Annotated in this window: 19 protein-coding genes; 11 read left to right on the forward strand and 8 right to left on the reverse strand. The window is 45.5% G+C overall.

The window, feature by feature from the left end:
• Positions 1 to 16: 16 nt before the first annotated feature.
• The 4 genes from R7Q09_RS10920 to R7Q09_RS10935 all read right to left on the reverse strand — a co-directional run bounded on the left by R7Q09_RS10920 (position 17) and on the right by R7Q09_RS10935 (position 5,349).
• Entirely contained in the window at positions 17 to 544 is a 528-nt protein-coding gene (locus R7Q09_RS10920; RefSeq protein WP_005379363.1) for a MotA/TolQ/ExbB proton channel family protein, read from the reverse strand.
• A 9-nt stretch (positions 545 to 553) separates the two neighbouring features.
• Complete coding sequence (locus R7Q09_RS10925) at positions 554 to 1,915, reverse strand: MotA/TolQ/ExbB proton channel family protein (RefSeq protein WP_017634999.1); 1,362 nt, start codon at positions 1,913 to 1,915, stop codon at positions 554 to 556.
• A 3-nt stretch (positions 1,916 to 1,918) separates the two neighbouring features.
• Positions 1,919 to 2,683 (reverse strand): DUF3450 domain-containing protein, encoded by a 765-nt coding sequence (locus tag R7Q09_RS10930; RefSeq protein WP_005379365.1) that lies wholly within the window; start codon positions 2,681 to 2,683, stop codon positions 1,919 to 1,921.
• A gap of 65 nt (positions 2,684 to 2,748) precedes the next feature.
• Positions 2,749 to 5,349 (reverse strand): TonB-dependent receptor plug domain-containing protein, encoded by a 2,601-nt coding sequence (locus R7Q09_RS10935; RefSeq protein ID WP_137281641.1) that lies wholly within the window; start codon positions 5,347 to 5,349, stop codon positions 2,749 to 2,751.
• 820 nt (positions 5,350 to 6,169) lie between these two features.
• Between R7Q09_RS10935 and R7Q09_RS10940 the strand changes: the two genes are divergently transcribed.
• From R7Q09_RS10940 to R7Q09_RS10965, 6 genes are all read left to right on the forward strand, one after another.
• Positions 6,170 to 7,195, forward strand: a complete 1,026-nt coding sequence (locus R7Q09_RS10940; RefSeq protein WP_005384771.1) for an ABC transporter permease subunit — start codon at positions 6,170 to 6,172, stop codon at positions 7,193 to 7,195.
• A 1-nt stretch (position 7,196) separates the two neighbouring features.
• Positions 7,197 to 8,240: an ABC transporter permease gene (locus R7Q09_RS10945; protein WP_053303397.1), complete on the forward strand. Its 1,044-nt coding sequence runs from the start codon at positions 7,197 to 7,199 to the stop codon at positions 8,238 to 8,240.
• A gap of 38 nt (positions 8,241 to 8,278) precedes the next feature.
• Entirely contained in the window at positions 8,279 to 10,105 is a 1,827-nt protein-coding gene (locus R7Q09_RS10950) for an extracellular solute-binding protein (protein WP_017634997.1), read from the forward strand.
• A gap of 9 nt (positions 10,106 to 10,114) precedes the next feature.
• Positions 10,115 to 10,972 (forward strand): ABC transporter ATP-binding protein, encoded by an 858-nt coding sequence (locus tag R7Q09_RS10955; RefSeq protein ID WP_005379371.1) that lies wholly within the window; start codon positions 10,115 to 10,117, stop codon positions 10,970 to 10,972.
• A 35-nt stretch (positions 10,973 to 11,007) separates the two neighbouring features.
• Complete coding sequence (locus R7Q09_RS10960) at positions 11,008 to 11,847, forward strand: ABC transporter ATP-binding protein (RefSeq protein WP_005379372.1); 840 nt, start codon at positions 11,008 to 11,010, stop codon at positions 11,845 to 11,847.
• Between the two features lie 168 nt (positions 11,848 to 12,015).
• Positions 12,016 to 12,441: a phosphate-starvation-inducible protein PsiE gene (locus R7Q09_RS10965; RefSeq protein ID WP_222712365.1), complete on the forward strand. Its 426-nt coding sequence runs from the start codon at positions 12,016 to 12,018 to the stop codon at positions 12,439 to 12,441.
• A gap of 55 nt (positions 12,442 to 12,496) precedes the next feature.
• On the opposite strand, the gene R7Q09_RS10970 is transcribed toward R7Q09_RS10965, so the two are convergent.
• Entirely contained in the window at positions 12,497 to 13,363 is an 867-nt protein-coding gene (locus R7Q09_RS10970; protein ID WP_151514496.1) for a YicC/YloC family endoribonuclease, read from the reverse strand.
• Positions 13,364 to 13,547: 184 nt separating this feature from the next.
• Here R7Q09_RS10970 and rph point away from each other — a divergent pair, with 184 nt between their 5' ends.
• Complete coding sequence (gene rph, locus R7Q09_RS10975) at positions 13,548 to 14,264, forward strand: ribonuclease PH (RefSeq protein ID WP_017634994.1); 717 nt, start codon at positions 13,548 to 13,550, stop codon at positions 14,262 to 14,264.
• A 104-nt stretch (positions 14,265 to 14,368) separates the two neighbouring features.
• Positions 14,369 to 15,010, forward strand: a complete 642-nt coding sequence (pyrE, locus tag R7Q09_RS10980) for an orotate phosphoribosyltransferase (RefSeq protein WP_104979943.1) — start codon at positions 14,369 to 14,371, stop codon at positions 15,008 to 15,010.
• An 84-nt stretch (positions 15,011 to 15,094) separates the two neighbouring features.
• Here pyrE and R7Q09_RS10985 read toward each other — a convergent pair whose 3' ends face one another.
• The 3 genes from R7Q09_RS10985 to coaBC form a co-directional block, all read right to left on the reverse strand.
• Entirely contained in the window at positions 15,095 to 16,045 is a 951-nt protein-coding gene (locus tag R7Q09_RS10985; protein WP_033905948.1) for a Kdo(2)-lipid IV(A) acyltransferase, read from the reverse strand.
• A 6-nt stretch (positions 16,046 to 16,051) separates the two neighbouring features.
• Positions 16,052 to 16,642: a nucleoid occlusion factor SlmA gene (slmA, locus tag R7Q09_RS10990; RefSeq protein WP_005379386.1), complete on the reverse strand. Its 591-nt coding sequence runs from the start codon at positions 16,640 to 16,642 to the stop codon at positions 16,052 to 16,054.
• A gap of 171 nt (positions 16,643 to 16,813) precedes the next feature.
• Positions 16,814 to 18,013, reverse strand: a complete 1,200-nt coding sequence (coaBC, locus tag R7Q09_RS10995; protein WP_025768318.1) for a bifunctional phosphopantothenoylcysteine decarboxylase/phosphopantothenate--cysteine ligase CoaBC — start codon at positions 18,011 to 18,013, stop codon at positions 16,814 to 16,816.
• Positions 18,014 to 18,206: 193 nt separating this feature from the next.
• Between coaBC and R7Q09_RS11000 the strand changes: the two genes are divergently transcribed.
• The 3 genes from R7Q09_RS11000 to rpmB all read left to right on the forward strand — a co-directional run bounded on the left by R7Q09_RS11000 (position 18,207) and on the right by rpmB (position 21,208).
• Positions 18,207 to 19,880: a methyl-accepting chemotaxis protein gene (locus R7Q09_RS11000; protein WP_318070479.1), complete on the forward strand. Its 1,674-nt coding sequence runs from the start codon at positions 18,207 to 18,209 to the stop codon at positions 19,878 to 19,880.
• A 114-nt stretch (positions 19,881 to 19,994) separates the two neighbouring features.
• Positions 19,995 to 20,669, forward strand: a complete 675-nt coding sequence (gene radC, locus R7Q09_RS11005; RefSeq protein WP_017820707.1) for a RadC family protein — start codon at positions 19,995 to 19,997, stop codon at positions 20,667 to 20,669.
• 302 nt (positions 20,670 to 20,971) lie between these two features.
• Positions 20,972 to 21,208, forward strand: a complete 237-nt coding sequence (gene rpmB, locus R7Q09_RS11010) for a 50S ribosomal protein L28 (protein ID WP_005384783.1) — start codon at positions 20,972 to 20,974, stop codon at positions 21,206 to 21,208.
• Positions 21,209 to 21,211 lie beyond the last annotated feature (3 nt).

Raw genomic sequence — 21,211 nt, forward strand, 5'->3', positions numbered from 1 at the left:
CTCTAATTCCATTTACTCAGGCAATATGCTTTAGCTTATCTTCCAGCTTTTGCGTTGTGACTTTGGCTAAATGATCAAGACGTGAACTAAAGAACAGTCCTGATAGAGAAGCCACCATCCCGGCTAACGTTGGGATTGTTGCCTTTGAGATCCCCGAGGCCATTGCTCGAGGGCTTCCTGTTCCTGTTACCGCTAAGATGTCGAATACTTGGATCATGCCAACAACGGTGCCGAGCAAACCCAGTAAGGGACAAAGCGCAATCAATACTTTCACGATTGGCAGGCCCTTTTTATTCTCAATGTCCTGACGAGAAACAATTTCTTGTCGGATCATCTTAGCGTTCCAGCTCTGGTGCTCTGAGCGCCCCTGCCATGAGCCAACGGCTTTTTTCATGGCTTTTGGAGCGACGGCAGCAAAATAGAACCAACGTTCTAACAATACTGCCCACAGCATAAAGCTGAGGATGAAGATGGCGACGAGTACATCGCCACCCATTCCCAAGAAGCGCCTAATTGATTCAAGTTCTCCAACTAACCACCACATAGCGCCTCCTTAGCTTTCGGCTTTATGTAGTTTTTCCTGATAGCGAGCGATGAAGCCTGCACTCTGTTCTTCAAGAGTTTGAACCAAACGACGACCTTTACTGTGTACGATGGTGTACAGGAACAGTAGAGGAATTGCGACAACCAGACCAAGCATGGTTGTAACAAGTGCTTCAGAGATACCGCCAGCCATTAGCTTAGGATCGCCGGTACCAAATAGTGTGATTGCTTGGAACGTACCGATCATACCCATAACCGTACCCAGTAGACCTAGAAGTGGTGCTACAGAAGCGAACAGTTTGATTGAGCTGATAAAGCGTTCAATGCTCGGTGCGTTACGTAGGATGATTTCGTCAAGCTTCGCTTCCAGATCTTCAAGGTTGTCACCTTTGTGCTCTTGGTAAGCTTGGATAACTTCACCCAGAGGGTTACCAGGAATCACGGTTTCTGATTTCGCTTGCTTACGCATTTTACCGCCAATCACTTGAAGGCGTAGGAAGCAAACTAGAGCAATGATAGCGCCAACTGCACCCATACCAAGGATGACGTAACCTACAATGCCACCTTGATCAATACGTTCTTGAACGGTAGGGCTTTGTACAAGTAGAGACAGAATTACACCACGGGATGGGTCAATAAACAGTGGCTCATAGCTGTTTGACGCTGACTCAAAGCCTGCAACATGACGCGTAATATTGGTGCGAGGCTGTCGAGAGAGTTCTTCGAACTTACCTGTTTGAGGTACATAAGTAACGTACTTACCATCGGCAATCGCGTTAAATTCACCGACAAGAGTAACATCGCGAACCGCTTCTTTACCTTCGCCATAAACAACCGTTGCTTGGGTTGTTGCTGTCTCGCCTGAGGCAACCACTTGTTGAAGAATGGTATGCCAGAATGCTTCTAGCTCTTGTGTTGATGGCAGTTCTTTGCTTTCAGCCAGTTTCGTTAGTAGAGCGTCACGCTCTGGGAACTGAACTGCGTTTTGAGAGGCTGCAAATAAGCCTTTAAACTCGCCCGCATATTGGCGGACCACACCAAACATTTCGCCCAAAGTACCAGAGCGAACACGTAAGGTTTCTGTTAGTTCAGTCAGCTGCTTATCGTTTTCATCAAATGTCGCTTTAAGTTGATCGCCCAGTGCTTGCTGTGAAGCTAGCTCTTCACGAGCCTGTTGCAATAATGCCGCTTGCTTATCTCGGTTGTTCTTGAACTCAGCTTCACGGGCTTTGTTCTCTTTTGACTCAACGATGCTTTCTGATTTTACGTTTTTGAGTAGTTCAGATAGGTTTTTAGGCGTTTCTGCTTGTACGCCTGAAGCCATAAATAAGCTCGCTAGTAGACCAGCGGCTAGAGTTTTGAATCCTTTCATCTCTTATTCCTCCCCAGCATATACAGGCAATTTGATTAGCGCTGGTGGCGCTTGCTTCTTCGCGATACGAAGGCCTTGCTGTACCGCTATGCGGTAGCTTTCCGGTAATGTTTCCCATTGACGTGTTTGTTGGTTCCACATACCTGTCTCACCACCGTCTGGAGATTGGAATAAAAGCGCCGTGCGACCAATACGTAGGAAATCGTAAGTCACGGTTTCCCCATTTCTATCTAGGCTAGCTTTGTAAGATTCAATTGAGCGAGAGAAGCCTTCTTCAATTTGGTAGGCTTCCATCACTTTACGGAATTTCTCAGAAGTCGTTACGTCGGCGCGATCCATGAGACGACGCAGTTCTTGGACACGTTTATTACGTTCTTTTTTCTGGAAAGGCAGATCGAGAGTCACAAACTCATCGAGTGCATCGATCATTTTAAGTGTTAGTGGCACTACTTCTGTTGCCGTTTGATCGATCTGAGCAATTTGGTTATTTAATGAGTCCAATTCACCTTGCTGTGATTGAACCATACGATTAATTTGCTCGTTGTAGACTTTCATGCTGTCGATTTGACGTAGTAAGCCTTTGTATTCTGCCAACATGCCTTCAGTACTTTCGGCATAATTGTCGATTTTTTGTTGCGAAGCTTCTGAAGATTGATTTGCTTTTGCTTGTGTGGAAACGACAGCACCAGAGTTGGCCGCTATAGAGCTACTACTGATAGTAAGCAATGCTGCAGCTATGGCACTGAGACCAAATTCCTTGAATTTCATGGTTGCATCCTTGTCAGTGTTTTAGTCAGTCGAAAAGGGCGCGGAAAACCCGCGCCAAATATTTTTTAGAAGTCGTATGATGCCTCGACGTATAGCTGACGTCCGATTGGATCGTCATACCCAGTTGCATAGAATGGAGAGGTATCGCTTAGAGGATCTGCAGGCGGTACTTTGTCAAACATGTTGATAGCACCAAGAGTTACACGACCACTCTCGTTGAATTGGTAAGAAGCCGTTAGGTTCCACGTTGTCATACTAGCGATTTCTGCTTTGTAACCCGCTTTTTTAGCAGAATCACAGTCATCAAAGTAGTAACGGTTAGCGTAGCTTGAACACATACGGTCGCGGTATTTACCAAATAGGTTGATAGCGACATCTTCATATGCCCAGCCAAGATTTAACGTTGCGGTGTATTCAGGCATGAAATCTCTTTCATCCGTTACAGGCTCGCTGTCGTTTTCTTGATATTCAGCAATCAAGATCTTCGTTACAGCAACACGCGTGTTAAATGAGCCGAACTCATTAGTGTCGTATGCGTATTTGATCGCTAGGTCAATACCAGAACGCTCTTCATACGACTGGTTCACTGGACCATAGGATACCGACTTGATGGTGCCATCTGGGTTACGAACGACTTCAGTACCTGGGTATTTACCTGGATCGTTAATTACGTCTTGGTAAGTTGGTGCTGTTACGACGTCTTCCATCTTGATGTGGTACCAGTCAACAGTTACACCAAGATCATCCACAGGCTCCCACGCTAGGCCCAAGTTAATGTTTGTACTTGTTTCTTCTTTCAGCTCAGAGTTAGGGCCATTAAGCGTATCGAAGTATTGAGTATCACACTCTGGGTACTTGTCTTTATCTTGTGGGCCGCTACCACCAGCGTTGGCACAAAGCTCTGGGTCAAAGCCAGAACCAAAGCCTCGAGTTTGATCACCAAATAGTCGCTTCAAGTCTGGAGCTCGGAAGCCTAGACCGTAGCTACCACGTAGCAATAGGGTGTCAGTAGGACGGTATGCTAGGGCTACTTTAGGAGTGAATGCGCCACCAGTTGCCGAGTCGTCGAAGTAGTGGTCGTAACGACCAGCGACAGTCATTTCTAAATCTTCAATGATAGGAATAAGAGCTTCAACACCAAGACCAATCTGATCGCGGTCACCGCCGCCTGATGTTCCACCTAGACCAGAGAAACCACCCGCTGCTGTTGTAGCATCAATCGTCTCATTGTAGTCAGTACGGTTCCATTCACCATAAACAGCAAAGCCAGACATACCTGCAGGAAGTTCAACCAAATCACCAGCCAGTGAGCCGTTAACAGAGTAAAGCTTTGAGTAAGCTTCTTTGCTTGAAGTGCCGCTGTATTTGTCTACAACGTCTTGTGAGATAGGCCCTAGAAGATCGACATCACCATTTTGTACAGCTTGGTCGAGAGTTAGGAAGATTGCTGGGTTGCTTGTTTCAACGCTTTGCTCAGAGTAACCAGCGGATAGGTCCCAATCATACGTATCAGCAAGCAGGCCGTTCAAGCCTAAGGTTAAGCCAAAAGAATCGGCTTCAGTGTTACTTTCGCGTGGTCCAAATTCGACCATACGGCGAGTGTATTCGCCTTCGCCGCGGAAGTGAGTGGCATCAACTTCAACGCTGTAAGGGTTAGGTTCGAATTCAGATTCTGTAGACTTGTAGCCAAAACGGGCTTCTGCCATGGCAGTGACATTGTCGTTAATGTCCATTTCACCACGTAAAAGTAGGTCTACTTGTTTGTTTTCTGGTTTTAATGTTCGGTATGCAGAACGGTTAACACCACACTTTCCATCCGCTCGTTCAATCGCGGCATCACCAACGACTTCTTTACATGAAGAACCAGCATCAGCTGGTGTTAGAAGTGTTCCGTTGGCGCCTTCAAAGTTTGCACCGTAGCTAGAGTAGCCACTTAGCTGAGAACGGCTAGAACCGTCATCGCCAGCCCAATCATCTCGGTCAGATTGCTTTAGCATTTCGTTGCCCGCAAATTGGCCAACGAAGAGAATACGTTTGTCGTCAAAGTTTTTGCCAGCCACAACGTCTAAACGGCCGTTTTGGTAACCACCATCCGTCGCGTCACCCGCGCGTACTTTTACAGAAACGCCATCAAAGTCTTTCTTTAAAATGAAGTTTACGACACCACCGATTGCGTCGGAGCCGTAGATAGCAGAACCTGAGTCGGTCATTACTTCAACACGCTCAATGGCGGCGACAGGGATTTGGCCGATATCTTGGAAGTTAGATGTACCATTTTGTGCTAGCGGGTATTGAGGAAGACGACGGCCATCAATAAGAATCAATGTGCGTGATGCGCCAAGGCCACGTAAGTTGACTGACTGCGCTGCTGGTGTAAACGAGAAAGAGTCTGTTTGAGCCATTACACCACCTGTGTTTTGGGTCAAACTGTTCAATACGTCTTGCGCGCTGTTAAAGCCTTTAGACTCAATGTCTTTACTATTAATAACAGTAACTGGTGAAGGACCTTCCATATCCGTCGTGGAGATACGCGAACCAGTAACTTTCATCTTTTGAAGTTTTTCAACTTGCTGCTCTTCTGCCAGTGCTGTTGCTGGGGCTGCAACTGCTGCTGTCCCCAAAGCAAGGCTTATCGCAACAGATAAAGCGGTTGTGTTTTTATACATCCTTGTTGCTCCGATTATTATTATTTCCTATGTCTGGCCGCATAGCGGCCAAATGTGACGTTAATATTTCGTTAACGTTCGGCCAATGTATAACCGAGATGAAAAAAGGAAGTCAAACCAGTGGTAAACGGGGATGCTTAAATGTAAAAAAGATGTAAATAACCAGGCTTTATTTAAAAGGCGGAATAAAAAACCGAATAATGTTTATGAATCGATATTAAATTTCAATAAAACACCGTATTTTGTGTTTCTTATAAACTTTAATGACTTATCTTGCCTATGGTTTTTTAGTGGGTAATTGAATCTGGAAAAAGATATTTTTCCAGTGAATTGTTCTGAGATGAGTTTTATATCGAATCCATACTTTGTTAGCTCGAACTTATTAGGTGGTATCAAAATATGATACCCATTGCGGTTAAAGGGCTCACTCGTATTTTTAGGTCAAATATAACCTTGGATCATGTGTCTATTTATGTGTGTAGGGTGCATTTTTATGTGGGGTTTTGGCTCTAAACAGCCTAGATTGATATTCTGTATGAATTATTTTTGTGGTTTTTTATAATTTTTTACAAAAACATTTCTGTTTTTCGACATCGAAGGAAGTTTGTCATGTTTTGGTTTCAAACACTTGAAGCTGATGTGGATTCAAGATAAATATGACGCTGAAATTATTGCAGTAGTAGAAAAGTCTAGCTCTTGAGGCGCAGGGAGTGTGCTTCAACAGTTTTAGTTACTACGAGATAAATATGCACCATTTTGGGCGGAAAATATCCTCTTTCACTCCGTTTGAACTGGACAGTAGACAAGGAGCAAGTTGTATATGCTGTCGTACTTTTTACGCCGTTTGGCGTTGGTTATCCCAACGTTTCTCGGGATAACTATTCTCATCTTTGCTATCACTCGTTTCGTGCCTGGCGGACCTGTTGAACGCATGTTGTCACAAATGCAGTCCCAGGGGGACGGCGCCGCATCAATGACGTCTGCTGGTGGTAATACGGCCCTTTCTGACGATCAAATCGCGGAGCTGAATGCGTTTTATGGCCTGGATAAACCAGTAACGGAAGCGTACGTCGAGTGGTTAAGTCGTTTGGTAATGCTAGATCTTGGCGAGTCGACGCGTTACTACGAGCCTGTCTCGGACATGATCGCAGAGCGTTTGCCAGTGTCGTTGTTTTATGGCGGCATGACCTTCTTTATTAGTTATTTTATCTCGATTCCTCTTGGTTACTATAAGGCACTCAAGCACGGTTCTGTGTTTGATTCCGCTTCTTCAGTACTCATTTTCGTAGGCTACGCGCTACCAGGTTATGTGGTGGGTGTATTGCTGATCACGTTATTTAGTTATCACTTGGAATGGTTTCCGATGGGAGGTTTTGTCGGCGATGACTTCGACGATTACGAAACCTTCTTTGAACGCGCTAAAGACATTATGTGGCATGCGGTGTTGCCTTTGATCTGTTACCTCATTGGTGATTTTGCCACGCTGACGATGACAATGAAAAATAACCTGATGGAAAACCTTTCCTCAGATTACATCCGCACCGCAATTGCGAAAGGATTACCTTTCAAAAAAGCAGTTCGTAAGCACGCGTTGCGTAACAGCTTAATTCCAATCGCGAGTCACTTTGGTAACTCTTTGTTGTTCTTCATGACCGGTGCCTTCCTGATTGAAGTTATCTTCAATATTGATGGCATTGGCTTATTAGGTTACGAATCAATCATGGAGCGTGATTACCCTGTTGTTATGGGTATTGTCGCCATTAATGCGTTGTTACTGCTCATTGGTAACATCATTTCAGATATTTGTGTTGCTTTAGTCGACCCACGTGTGAAGTTTGGAGCGTAACATGATTAAAGTTAGTCCATTAACTCAAAAGAAAATTCGTCACTTTAAAGAGATCAAACGAGGCTATTGGTCGTTTGTTGCTCTTTCTATCATGTTGCTCCTTTCTCTATTCGCCGAACTTTTGATCAACAGTAAAGCGCTAGTCGTCAAGTACGATGGTAGCTACTATTTTCCTGTTGTCAGTGACGTACGTTTAGGTAGCGAATTCGGCCAAGAGTCATCCAGTGAAGCCGATTATCGTGTACTGCAAAAAGCGTTTGAGGCTGAAGGGGGCGACAACTTTGTTATTTTGCCGCTTGTGCCGTGGAACCCATATGAACAAGATTTTAGTGGTGATTTCCCGCCAACAGCACCTAGTGCCGAAAATAAGCATTATTTAGGTACAGATGTGATAGGTCGCGATATTTTGGCGCGACTCGTCTACGGATTCAGAACGGCGATGGGATTTGCGTTGCTTACGATGGCCATTTCCTACGCGATCGGTACTGCAGTCGGTTGTGCTATGGGTTTTTGGGGCGGTAAATTTGACTTGTTTGTACAGCGACTTATCGAAATCTGGTCAATGGTACCGTTTTTGTACGTCATAATGATTCTTGTTTCAATCGTTCAACCGACGTTTGCTCTCTTTGTCGCTATTAACGTGCTTTTCACTTGGATGGGTATGACATGGTACATGCGGACCATGACCTATAAAGAAGCGGCACGAGAATATGTAATGGCGGCTCGTGCTTTAGGGGCATCGACCGGACGTATCTTGTTTAATCACATCTTGCCAAATACGATGGTGATGATTGTAACCCTAGCGCCTTTCACTATTGCAGCTAACATCACAGCACTGACTGCTCTAGATTACCTAGGATTAGGCTTGATGCCACCAACGCCAAGTTGGGGTGAACTACTGCAACAAGGTAAGTCAAACTTAGATTCGCCATGGATTGTTGCGTCAGTAGTGACTTCTATTGTTCTGGTTCTGGTAATGGTGACCTTTATTGGTGAAGCCATTCGAGCGGCTTTCGACCCGAAAAAATTCACACGCTATGTTTAAGCGAGCATTGTGAGCAAAACATAAAAAAGGGAAGTTTTATGAAGAAATTATTTTTAGCGTCCACGCTGAGCGCCCTGAGTTTTGGTGCAATGTCAGCAACGCTTCCGACTGACTTAAACTGGCAAACAAACTGGGATGAGCCTCAATATGGTTCGCCAGAAGCGAAACGTGGAGGGACTTATCGCACCTTTATGTCAAGTTTCCCGCAGACGTTACGTAGTGTTGGCCCAGATGCTAATGCAGGGCTACGTTCTTTTATTTTAGATGAAACACCAGGCTTGGTGGTCCGCCACCCAGATACTTTAGAGTTTATCCCTGAGCTTGCTAACGAGTGGGCGTTAGCAGGTGACAACAAAACGGTCTATTTTAAACTCAACCCTGAAGCCAAATGGTCGGACGGCAAACCTGTGACTGCCGACGATTTCGTGTTCATGCTGAAGTTTTATCGTTCCAAGGACATCTTGGAGCCTTGGTACAACGATTACTACAACAAAACGATTGCGGATGTTATCAAGTACGACACTCACACGTTTGCTGTTAAGGCGGCGAAAGAGTTTAATCCGGAAGAGTTGCTGTTACGAATGGGGGCCCTGCGCCCACGTCCCGCACATTTTTATGCTAACCCTTCAAAAGATGAAAATGGTGACGGTATACATGACAACTTTGTCCGCTACTACAATTTTAAAAGTGAACCAACGACCAGTGCATACTACCTAGATGACATTAAAAAAGGTAAAAGTGTTACCTTCAAACATGTCGGTGAAGACTGGTGGGGTTACAGCAATAAGTATTATCAACATCGTTATAATGTCGACAAAATCCGCATCACAGTGATTCGCGACAGTGATATCGCGATGAAGCACTTTGAGAAAGGGAAGCTGGATGCATTTGGTCTTGTTTTACCAAGCTTATGGCATGATAAATCGAATACGGAACCTTACCAAAAGGGATACATTCAAAAGTTCTGGGGTTACAACCAATTTCCAGTTGGGGCTGGTGGTGTATGGATGAACACCGCGATGCCTTTGCTGGATGATTTAAACATTCGCAAGGGCATTACTTACGCGATTGACTTTGATGGCATGATAGAGAATGTCATGCGTGGCGACTACTCCCGTAAACCGAACCCGACCGGTTATGGTCATGGTAAATACACCCTACCAGATGCTAAGGCACCGAAGTTTGATCCCGCAAAAGCGGCCGAGGCATTCGAAGCCGCAGGCTTTAACAAAATTGGTTCTGATGGTATTCGTGTCAATGATAAAGGTGAGCGCTTAAGCTTCGAGCTGACCTACGGAACACCTGTTCATACTCCTCGTATTGCCTTTTTGCGTGAGCAAGCCAAGCTAGCAGGGCTGGATATTGAGCTCAAGTTAGTTGATGGCTCATCCATGTTCAAATACGTACGTGAGAAAAAGCACGATTTGGCTTTCTTAGATATGGGTACGTCTGAGATCCCAACGTATTGGGAGTATTTCCATTCAGTCAATGCGAACAAGCCGCAAACTAACTCTTTCACAAACTACAGCACGCCTGAACTGGATGAAAAGATCATCGAGTATCGTTTTGGCATGGATATGGATAAAAAGATCCAGCTAGGTCATGAGATTCAGCGTGACATCATTGATGCTCACGTTATCGTCCCAGGCTACATGGTTCCTTATGTCCGCTATGGTCACTGGCGCTGGTTAAAGTTTCCAGATAAGCCAATGAATCGCATGACAGAGGCGCTGTTCAGTGGTGCAATCATAGGCGATGGCACTTACTGGATTGATAGTGATATCAAAAAAGAAACGAAACAAGCGATGAAGTCAGGCAAAGCTTTTGAACCTGTTGTTGTCGTAGATGACACTTATAAGCTGTAAGGATTGGTTATGGAAAACGATGTAATCCTAAGTGTTAAAGATCTCGAAGTTGAATTTACCACCGATGATGGGCCAGTGAAGGTTCTGCATGGTGTGAACTTTGATGTGAGAGCTGGACGTACACTCGGTCTGGTAGGAGAGTCAGGTAGTGGTAAGAGCGTAACCTCAATGTCGATCATGGGGCTATTACCTAAGCCATATGGCAACATTATCAAAGGTGAAGTGAATTATCGCGGCACCAACCTAGTTGATTTGCCTGCGGAAGAGATGTACGCCATGCGTGGCGATCGCATTTCGATCATCTTCCAAGACCCGATGACGGCGCTCAACCCAGTGCACACCATTGGTCGTCAAATATGTGAAGTGCTTGAGCTCCATCGACCTGAGCTCGACAAAAAGGAGCGGGAGGCGTACTCGATTGAAATGCTGGCAAAAGTAAAAATTCCAATGCCAGAGAAGCGATTGAATGAGTATCCCCATAACCTATCTGGTGGTATGCGCCAGCGTGTCATGATCGCGATGGCATTGGCCTGTAAGCCGGATATTCTGATTTGTGATGAACCGACTACAGCGTTGGATGTTACGGTTCAGGCGTCTATCCTTGAACTGATGAACGAGCTTCAGGAAGAAACGGGCATGGCGATGATCTTCATCACTCACGATCTCGGGGTTGTGGCAGAAGTGTGTGATGATGTTGCCGTGATGTATGGCGGGCGTATTGTCGAAAAAGCAGAAATTTTTGAGTTGTTTGATAACCCACAGCACCCATATACAGAGCGTTTGATGGGGTTGATGCCGAGCTTAGATAATGAGCCAAAGCAGATGATCGATATCAAGCCTATTGATGCCAGTATGTTTGCCAGTTAACTGAGCAAAGTGAACCAGTCATAAAAGAGGATGTTATGGCAAAAGAAGTATTAAGAATTGAAAATCTTAAGCAGCACTTTGTTTCTGGTAAAGGGCTGTTCAAGAAAGGCTACACCATCAAAGCGGTAGACGGAGTTTCACTGTCTGTTTCTGAAGGTGAAACACTGGGGCTAGTTGGTGAGTCAGGTTGTGGTAAAAGCACCCTTGGTCGCACGATCTTAAAGTTATACGAGCCAACAGAAGGTAAGATTTTCTTTGAAGGTAAAGACATCACTAAACTGTCTGTTAAAGAGATGCGCTCGCTGCGTAAAGACATGCAAATCGTCTTTCAAGACCCAATGGAGTCACTCAATCAGCGTCATACCATCGGTATGATTCTGGAAGAACCGTTTGTTATTCATAAAATTGGCACGCCAACAGAGCGTAAACAATGGGTAAAAGAGCTTTTAATCAAAGTGGGATTACCAGAAACGGCAGTAAACCGTTATCCACATGAATTTTCAGGCGGACAACGGCAGCGTATCGGTATCGCTCGCGCGATTGCATTGAAGCCTAAACTGCTGATTTGTGATGAATCGGTATCTGCGTTAGATGTGTCGGTACAGGCGCAAATCTTGAACCTATTGCTACAACTGCAACAAGAAATGAACTTGGCGATCATATTTATCTCTCACGATCTCTCTGTGGTGAAACATGTCTCTGACAAAGTTGCCGTGATGTATTTTGGTAAAGTGGTAGAAGCAGGCAGCGCTAAAGAAATTTATGCAAACCCGCAAAACGAATACACCAAAAAACTCCTATCTGCGATTCCGATCACTCACCCTAAATATCGGAAGAAAAAGCGCGTAGCTGAAAAAAAGCAGCAAGTGGCGTAAGTGATGCCACAGGTCCTATAACACAAAAACGCTCCGCCAAATAAGCGGAGCGTTTTTATAAGCAAATGCCAGGACTTGGAGTCGATTCGCATTGATGTTTATTCTGATTGATTGAAGATCGTTGCATGCTAAACTCAAGGCCTATTTTCTTTGTTTGGATAATGGACCATGCCGTCGAATTTACCGAAATCCTTTAGTCGACCTTTCCTGAGAGTCTTCCATATTTTGGAGGCGGTGTTATTAGTCTCTATTACCTTGGCGACGTTGTACGCCATGATGCAAGAGTTTGTGCACGTATTTGTAGAGAAGCGTGTCTTACTCACAGATATTCTTTTGATGTTTATCTATCTGGAAGTGCTCGCCATGGTGCAGCAGTTCGTGATGAATGGTAAAATTCCGGTACGCTATCCTATCTATATCGCGATGATGGCGATCGCCCGCTACATCACACTCGGAATGAAAGAGCTGGATGCGGTTTTGGTTGTGTGGTTATCTCTGGCTGCGTTTATTTTGGCTGCGGCTACTTTGCTGATCAGAATTGGGCACCATTATTGGCCCTACGTTGATAACAGAACCTTGGAAAAAGACGAATAAAAGAAAGCCCCGTATTAGCGGGGCTTTTTTGTTTCAATACTCGATGACTTTTAGATCATTCAATGTTTTGGATCTGCTCACGCATCTGTTCAATTAGAACTTTCAGTTCAACGCCCGAAGCGGTGATGTCGGTGCTGATGGATTTCGACGCTAGCGTGTTCGATTCACGGTTGAACTCTTGCATCATGAAGTCCAGACGACGACCGACTGCGCCACCTTTTTTCAGAATGTTTGTGGTTTCTTTTACGTGAGAATCAAGACGGTCTAGCTCTTCTGCTACGTCTGATTTCTGTGCCAGAAGGATAAGCTCTTGCTCAACGCGAGATGGTTCTAACTCTACTTTCGCATCTTCAAATTTAGAGAACAGACGCTCACGTTGCCACTCTAGTATTTCTGGCATGCGTGCGCGCACTTTCACAACTTCTGATGTGATCGCTTCTAGGCGTTGCTCAATTAGCGCCTTCATGTTCTCGCCTTCACGAGCGCGCGCTTCAATAAATTCATCCATTGCGCCATCAAACGCTTCTAGTAGCACTTTATTTACCGCATCCATGTCTTGCTCTGGCGTTTCCATTACCCCCGGCCATTGCATGACTTGAAATGGATTGATTCGGCTCAGTTCACCAGTCATGTGCATGACTTGTTCAGCGGCTTTAATTACCTGGCTAGCAAGCGCTTCATTGATGCTAAGCTCACCTTTTGCGGCAGGGTTTGCTTCAAAGCGTAGATTACATTCTACTTTGCCTCGCGCTAAGCGCTTACGAAAACGCTCACGTAAAACGGGCTCTAACCCGCGAAATTGCTCTGGCATGCGGAAGTATGTTTCTAAATAACGCTGGTTCACGCTGCGGATTTCCCATACCGCAGAACCCCAATCGCCTTTTACTTCTTTGCGTGCATACGCTGTCATACTGTAAATCATCGAATTTTCCTGTCTTCATTTTTTGAAAATTACTTCAAGAGTGTATCACGCTGCGTCGATAGGTGCGCGGGATGTATGGATTGTTTATGTTGTGCCAGATGCGTAACCTATGAATCCGGAATCGATTCCGTTATAATCTTCGCCCAACCAAATCGTCTTCTCCTCATATTTAAGGTAGATGCCCATGCGTCCAAACGATCGCAAGGCGGATCAAGTTCGCCCTATCAAAATTACTCGTAACTACACAGCTTACGCTGAAGGGTCAGTGCTAGTTGAGTTCGGTAACACCAAAGTGTTGTGTAATGCGACCGTCGAAGAATCTGTGCCACGTTGGCTAAAAGGTCAAGGTAAAGGCTGGGTTACAGCTGAATACGGCATGCTACCTCGAGCAACACATTCGCGTACTCGTCGTGAAGCGGCAAGTGGCAAACAAGGCGGCCGTACGATGGAAATTCAGCGTCTTATCGCGCGAAGCCTACGCGCTGTTGTCGATCTAAAAGCCATGGGTGAGTTCATGATCACCGTTGACTGTGATGTTATCCAAGCTGACGGTGGTACGCGTACTGCATCCATCAGCGGTGCAAGTGTTGCAATGGCCGATGCGTTCCAACACCTAGTAGATAGCGGCAAGCTAAAAGCAAACCCAATGAAAGGCCACGTAGCGGCAGTTTCAGTTGGTTTGCTAGGTGATGATGTTCTGTGTGACCTTGAGTACGTTGAAGATTCAGCGGCAGACACAGACATGAACGTAGTAATGACCGAAGAAGGCAAGATGATTGAAATTCAGGGCACCGCAGAAGGTGAACCGTTCAGTCACGAGCAGCTGATGGCTCTGCTAGAGTCGGCGAAAGTCGGCATTACGGAAATTGTCGCAGCGCAGAAGGCGGCGTTAGCCAATTGATTTAAATAGCTCCCATTATGGGGGCTATTTTTTTATCTCGACAATAGAGAAATGAATGATTGTCGAGAAGAGACACAAGAAACCAAGGACATAGAGAGAAAATAATGAAAGCATACCAGCGTGAATTTATTGAGTTTGCACTTGAGAAAGAAGTTCTTAAGTTTGGTGAGTTTACTTTGAAATCTGGCCGTAAAAGCCCGTACTTCTTTAACGCTGGTCTTTTCAATACTGGTCGTGACCTAGCGCGTCTTGGTCGTTTTTACGCAGCAGCGCTTGCTGATTCTGGCATTGAGTTTGATGTGCTGTTTGGCCCGGCGTACAAAGGTATCCCAATCGCGACGACAACAGCAGTCGCGCTGGCGGATCACCACGATATCGACACGCCTTACTGCTTCAACCGTAAAGAAGCGAAAGATCACGGCGAAGGCGGTAACCTTGTAGGCTCTGCGCTTGAAGGTCGTATCATGCTAGTGGATGACGTAATCACAGCAGGTACTGCGATTCGTGAATCGATGGAAATCATTCAAGCAAATGGCGCAGACCTTGCTGGTGTGTTGGTTGCGATTGACCGCCAAGAAAAAGGCAAAGGTGAGTTGTCTGCGATTCAAGAAGTGGAGCGTGACTTTGGTTGTGCAATCATCTCAATCATTAGCCTGACTGACCTTGTGACTTTCCTTGAAGAGAAAGGCACAGACAAAGAGCATCTAGAAGCAGTCAAAGCATACCGCGCAGAATACGGCATTTAATTGGTTACTTTTTCTGAAAAAGTAAAAAGGGCAGATGGATATTCATCTGCCCTTTTTTGTTTTTGGATTCATCGCCTTGACCACTTACTTATAGCGAATGCCTTTCTCGACATGCTCATCTTGCATGGTTTTATAGCGTTTATGGAGCCACATCCATTGCTCTGGAGCGCGTAGAATGACTTCTTCCACATACTTGTTCATATAAGCGGCAGCGGCGACTTCGTCTTTTTGTGGATAGTCGGCTTCAATGCACTTATCGGCGATGATGTCGTATTTTCCTTCGTCATTGCGAAACCCTGAGCCTGGGATGATCGCACATTTTGAGGTATACGCCAGAATGCTCGTGCCTGTTGTTGTACACGCATCGTCTACGGCAAAGAAGGGCACAAATACTGATTTTTTGCGACCGTAATCGTGATCCGGTAAATAGAACAGACGCTCACCACTGCGTAATACACGAATCATCTTTTTTACATCTTTACGATCAATCAGTTTATTGCCGTTATGTGTCCGTCCCCAATACTGGATAAAGTTATAAGCAGGATTATTATGCGGACGAAACGCGCCGTACCCGGCCACGCCTAACACGGCGAAAGCACGCGCAGTGATCTCTAGATTAAGAGCGTGGACACAACAAAGTAGGACGCCTTTACCTTCTTTGGCTTTTTCACGCAGTGCGCCGAGATCTTTCTCGACGATCAGGTTTTTAAAGCGCCAAGTCGGCCAGAACCAAGTGATTCCGGTTTCTATCAGTGCCATACCGGTATTTTTGAAGTTCTCTTCAACAATATGTTGAATCTCTTCAGGTGTTTTGTCTGGAAAGGCCAATTCTAAGTTACGCTGAGCAACGTGGACACGCTTTTTACCGTAGCGCATGCCAAGTTTACCGAGTGAACGACCTAATGAAAGCAGCAGCCGATAAGGAAGAATATTGACGAGGATGGCCAACAGACCAAAACCAAGCCATACGCCCCAGTTACGAGGGTGAAGAAGTGAAAGAGAAAACTCGGGCTGCGTGTATTTGTCTTTACTCATAGTCTTTTACTTTATTTGTGCACTCAAAAGCGCCCAGTACTCGTCAAAGTTTGCAGTCGGCTGGTATTTAAAGTCGCTACGCACAAAGCGGTTTAGGCTCCCCTCAACTTGTCCCAGAATTTGCGCGGCTAGGATGCGCTCTTCGACAGGGAAAGACTTCCCTTCACGAATCTTACGTTCACGCAGGATTTGGCGCAATTGTGTTTCTATACGCTCAAAGAGTTGATTGATGCGTTCACGTAGACGTTCATTTTCAAACATTAGAGCATGACCCGACAAAATGCGTGTCAGACCTGGGTTACGTTCAGAGAACGCCAAAATAAGGTGCATCACCATACGAATACGCTCTAGTGTATCTTTTTCGTCGTCTAGAATACGGTTGATACGTGTCATCAAGGCTTCTTCAATGAACTCAATCAACCCTTCGAACATGCGCGCTTTACTTGGGAAATGACGATACAGCGCGGCTTCTGAAACGCCGACTTGCTTGGCCAGTTTTGCCGTAGTAATGCGTGAAGCGCCATCTGTTGATTCAAGCATTTCTGCCAATGCTTGTAAGATTTCTTCACGACGGTTGGATTTTTTACTGCCGGCCATTAGTTACTTCCTTTCAAAATACAAAGTTGAGCGGAGGGGATTATAAGACGCTATTTCGCCTCAAACTAGACCACTAAGGGTGGAATGGGAGATTTAACACCCTTAGTTGTCATTTTTGTACCAAATTTATGCCAGCTTTTGTAAAAAATTGGCAGGGTTTTCAAACGTTAGTTACATCAATTGATGCATTTTTTCGAGAATTTTAAAGCTCAATGCTTCTTTTGATTCCAAAGCGAGCGCAAGTTCACCTTCAGGCCAGTAAAGGGTAATTGCGTTGTCGTTGCTGTTAAATCCTTGCCCTGCAACCGAAACGTCGTTTGCACAGATCATATCGAGGTTTTTCTTTGTTAACTTGCCTCGAGCATAGGTCTCTACATCATTGGTTTCAGCCGCAAAACCGACGGTAAACGGACGCTTCTCCGTCATTGCTGCCACAGATGCAACAATATCAGGATTTTTAACCATATTAATGACCATTTCGTCGTTGTCTTCTGTCTTTTTCAACTTTTGAGACGCGATCGTTTGTGGGCGGTAGTCGGCAACGGCAGCGCAGCTAATAAAGGCATCATGCTGGTTTGCATGTGTCATAACGGCTTCGTGCATCTCTTGTGCACTGGAAACATTTATGCGCTCAACACCTACGGGCGTATTTAAACTGACAGGACCGCTCACGAGGGTGACTTTTGCTCCCATCTGCGCTGCGGCGCTCGCCAATGCATAGCCCATTTTCCCGGAGCTATGGTTCGTAATGTAACGCACTGGATCAATCGCTTCGCGAGTTGGTCCGGCGGTAATGAGTATCGACCTACCTTCTAGCAATTTTGGTTGAAAGAACTGTTCACATAGCTGTACTAGCTGCATTGGTTCCAGCATTCGACCTGGTCCTACATCACCACAGGCTTGCTCTCCTGCCGCAGGGCCCCAGATGTGCATACCACGACGCGCTAACGTAGCGATGTTCTCTTGGGTTGCGATATTGCGATACATCTGTTGATTCATCGCCGGAGAAACAGCAACAGGGGAATCCGTCGCGAGCACGAGCGTAGTAAGTAAATCGTTCCCCATGCCTGCGGACATGCGCGCGATTAAGTCCGCGGTCGCGGGCGCTAATAGCACTAAATCTGCCCATTTGGCCAATTCAATATGGCCCATAGAGGCTTCCGCTGCTGGGTCTAGTAAACTGTCCGAGACAGGACGGCCCGAAACGGCTTGCATGGTTAAAGGGGTAATGAACTCTTTTGCGGCTTTCGTCATTACAACTTGAACTTGCGCTCCTCTCTCTATGAGGCGACGGGTTAGCTCCGCACATTTATACGCGGCAATACCGCCACTGATGCCGAGTAGAATTTTCTTTCCTGCTAGTGTTTGCATGTGAGATCTCCAATTTGATGACCGGATTTTAACACAATTCAAAGTCTGACCGCCCGAGCATATATAACGAGAAGATAATTCACATCAAACTCCATAGTGTTAATCTGACCGAGGAAGGGAAAATTCTCGCCTACCTCACAGACAAGTTGCGCGGAGTTTGCAAGTCTGAAAAGAAAAAGAGGTAGTGGAAACCATGGTGTTGAAAAGTCGAAACAAATTGCTGCTGATAACCCTAATTCCGCTGTTGTTGATCACCACGTTGATCTCAGTGGTGTATTACATCAACAGCAGTAAAAGTTTGGAAGTGGAGCTGGCAAGAGACAGGCAAGAGCTCATCGAAACGAAAAAGAAAGAGTTACAAGCCTATATGATGATGGGCGTGACGGCGATAAAACCGTTATACGACACGGATGTAAATGGAAGTAATAAAGAGGCAGCAAAAGAAATTCTGAAAGCCATGCGCTTTGAAAGCGATGGTTACTTTTTTGCCTACGACTCTCAAGGTGTGAATACGTTGCACGCCATCAAACCTGCATTAGAGGGTAAAAACCTTTACGACTTAAAAGATGAAAATGGGGTCGCAGTTATTGCGGGCTTGATTGACGCTTCTCAAAAAGGGGATGGGTTCCTCTATTTCTCGTGGCACAAACCGACCATTGACGCACAAGCGCCTAAGTTGGGCTATGCAGAATATCTATCGAAATGGGACTGGGTTTTAGGTACTGGCGTTTATATTGATGACATCGACCAGCAAGTTGCGATGCACAGAGAGTTAAAGACTCAAGAGCTAAAAGAGCATACATTATCTGCCGTGTTGATTTCCGTTATTGGATTGATCATTACCAGTGTTCTCACCAGTATCGTGGTGTCTAAAGGTATTCAGCCATTACAACATGTCGCGGCTTCATTAAAAGATGTTGCCGCAGGCGGCGGTGACTTAACGGCTCGTTTAAAAGTCGAAAGTCAGGATGAAGTTGGTGAAGTGGCGGCCGCGTTTAATGAGTTTATGGATAAGCTGCACCCACTGATGCAGGACATTCATCGCTCTGCGACGACAGTACAGACCGTTTCTCAAAGCCTGAACACTCAGACCAGCCAAGCGAGCGGTCAAATGCAGGATCACTGTTTAGAGACGGACAAAGTTGTGACGGCAGTGACGCAAATGAGCATGACTGCCAAAGAAGTAGCCAGCAATACCAATGCGACCGCGCAGGCAATTGACGATGCCAACAGTCAAGTCACCGCCGCTCAGCATGAGGTCGAGCAAGCAATAGAAGGCATTACCGAACTCGTGACGGAGATAGACAGCACGTCAGATGCAATTTCTGAGTTGAGTTTACAGACCGAAAAAATAACCAAAGTGCTGGATGTGATTGGCGAGATAGCCGAGCAAACGAATTTGTTGGCCCTAAATGCGGCGATTGAAGCGGCTAGAGCCGGTGAGCAAGGTCGAGGGTTTGCCGTCGTTGCGGATGAAGTGCGCTCGTTAGCCAGTCGTACGCAAAATAGTACTCATGAAATTGGCGACATGCTCAAGCAGCTACAAAATGGTGTATCAAGAGCGGTCAGTACGATGTCGGTGAGCCAAAAACGAGGTGTCAAAACGGCGGAAGAATCTGCGCTCATTCAGCAATCTCTTTCTGGTGTTCATCATTCTATCGGAACAATTCGAGATATGGGTATTCAAACCGCGTCTGCCGCAGAAGAACAAAGCGCGGTTGCAGAAGACATCAACCAAAACTTAGTGGCTATTCAACAGATCGTGAACAACATTAATGAGACGTTGCAGCATGCCGAGTCAATCAGCACGCAGCTATCACAGTCTGGAACAGAAATTCACGGCTTGGTTGGCAACTTTAAACTCTGATGAACTGTTAAGTTGCATGGAAAGCACTGATGGTACGAAGAAAGCGAAAGTCATACTCGACTTTCGCTTTTTGTTTTGTGGAATAGGGACACTTTCTATATAAAGAGACATCAGATGATACTGAAAGCTTTGCCAAATGAGTCCATGCCCAGAGAGAAGCTACTGCAACGAGGGCCGCAAGCTTTGACCGATGCTGAGCTACTGGCCATCTTCTTGCGCACAGGCACCCGCGGAATGAACGTGATTGAGCTCGCAGACTTCCTTATTCAAGACTTTGGTTCGCTCAGACAACTATTTTCAGCATCAGAAGAAGAGTTTTGTCGTCACAAAGGATTGGGGCAAGCCAAGTATGTTCAATTGCAAGCTGTACTAGAAATGACACAACGTTACTTGGCGGAGACGCTAAAGCGTGGTGATGCCTTAACCAGCCCCGACCAAACTAAGTTATATCTGTCTTCTATTTTAAGGGATCGGCAAAGAGAGGCTTTTTATATTCTTTTTCTCGATAACCAGCACCGAGTGATAAAAGACGAAATTTTATTTGAAGGAACGTTGGATGCAGCGTCGGTGTATCCGAGAGAAGTCGTCAAGCGTGCTCTGCATCATAACGCGGCGGCTTTGATTCTAGCGCACAATCATCCTTCAGGCGTCGCTGAGCCGAGCCAAGCTGACAGAAGGATTACAAGGCGTCTCATCGACGCATTAGCATTGGTGGATATTCGTATTTTGGACCATTTCGTCATCGGAGATGGGGAAAGTGTCTCTTTTGCTGAAAGAGGCTGGATATAACTGTGCGTTTTTTAGGTTGTTAGTTGCTAAAAATCTGCTATCATCCACGCCACTAAATTTTTAACTGAATTCAGCTTGGACTGCTAAAAAAATCTGCTGTCTAAAAAAAGATCACGAAAACCTGTAAAAAGGATCTGTTCGGGTCTTGAGCAATGCATATCAAGTTAGTATAATGCGCGACCTTTGATAGCCTTGTATGGATTTTCCATAGCGGTTCTTAACCTCTAACTTCTTTTCGAGAGATAGAGAGGTTCGGCCACCAAGGTTGATATCGAGCTGAAACGATTTTGGAGAAGACATTCATGTCACGAGTATGCCAAGTAACTGGTAAGCGTCCAGTAACGGGTAACAACCGTTCACACGCACGAAATGCTACTAAGCGTCGTTTTCTGCCGAACCTACAAACTCATCGTTTCTGGGTAGAGAGCGAAAAACGTTTTGTTAAACTACGTCTATCTGCTAAAGGTATGCGCATCATCGACAAGAAAGGTATTGATACTGTTCTTGCAGACATGCGTGCACGTGGCGAAAACGTTTAAGAG

The organism is Vibrio sp. 2130-1 (assembly GCF_033339515.1).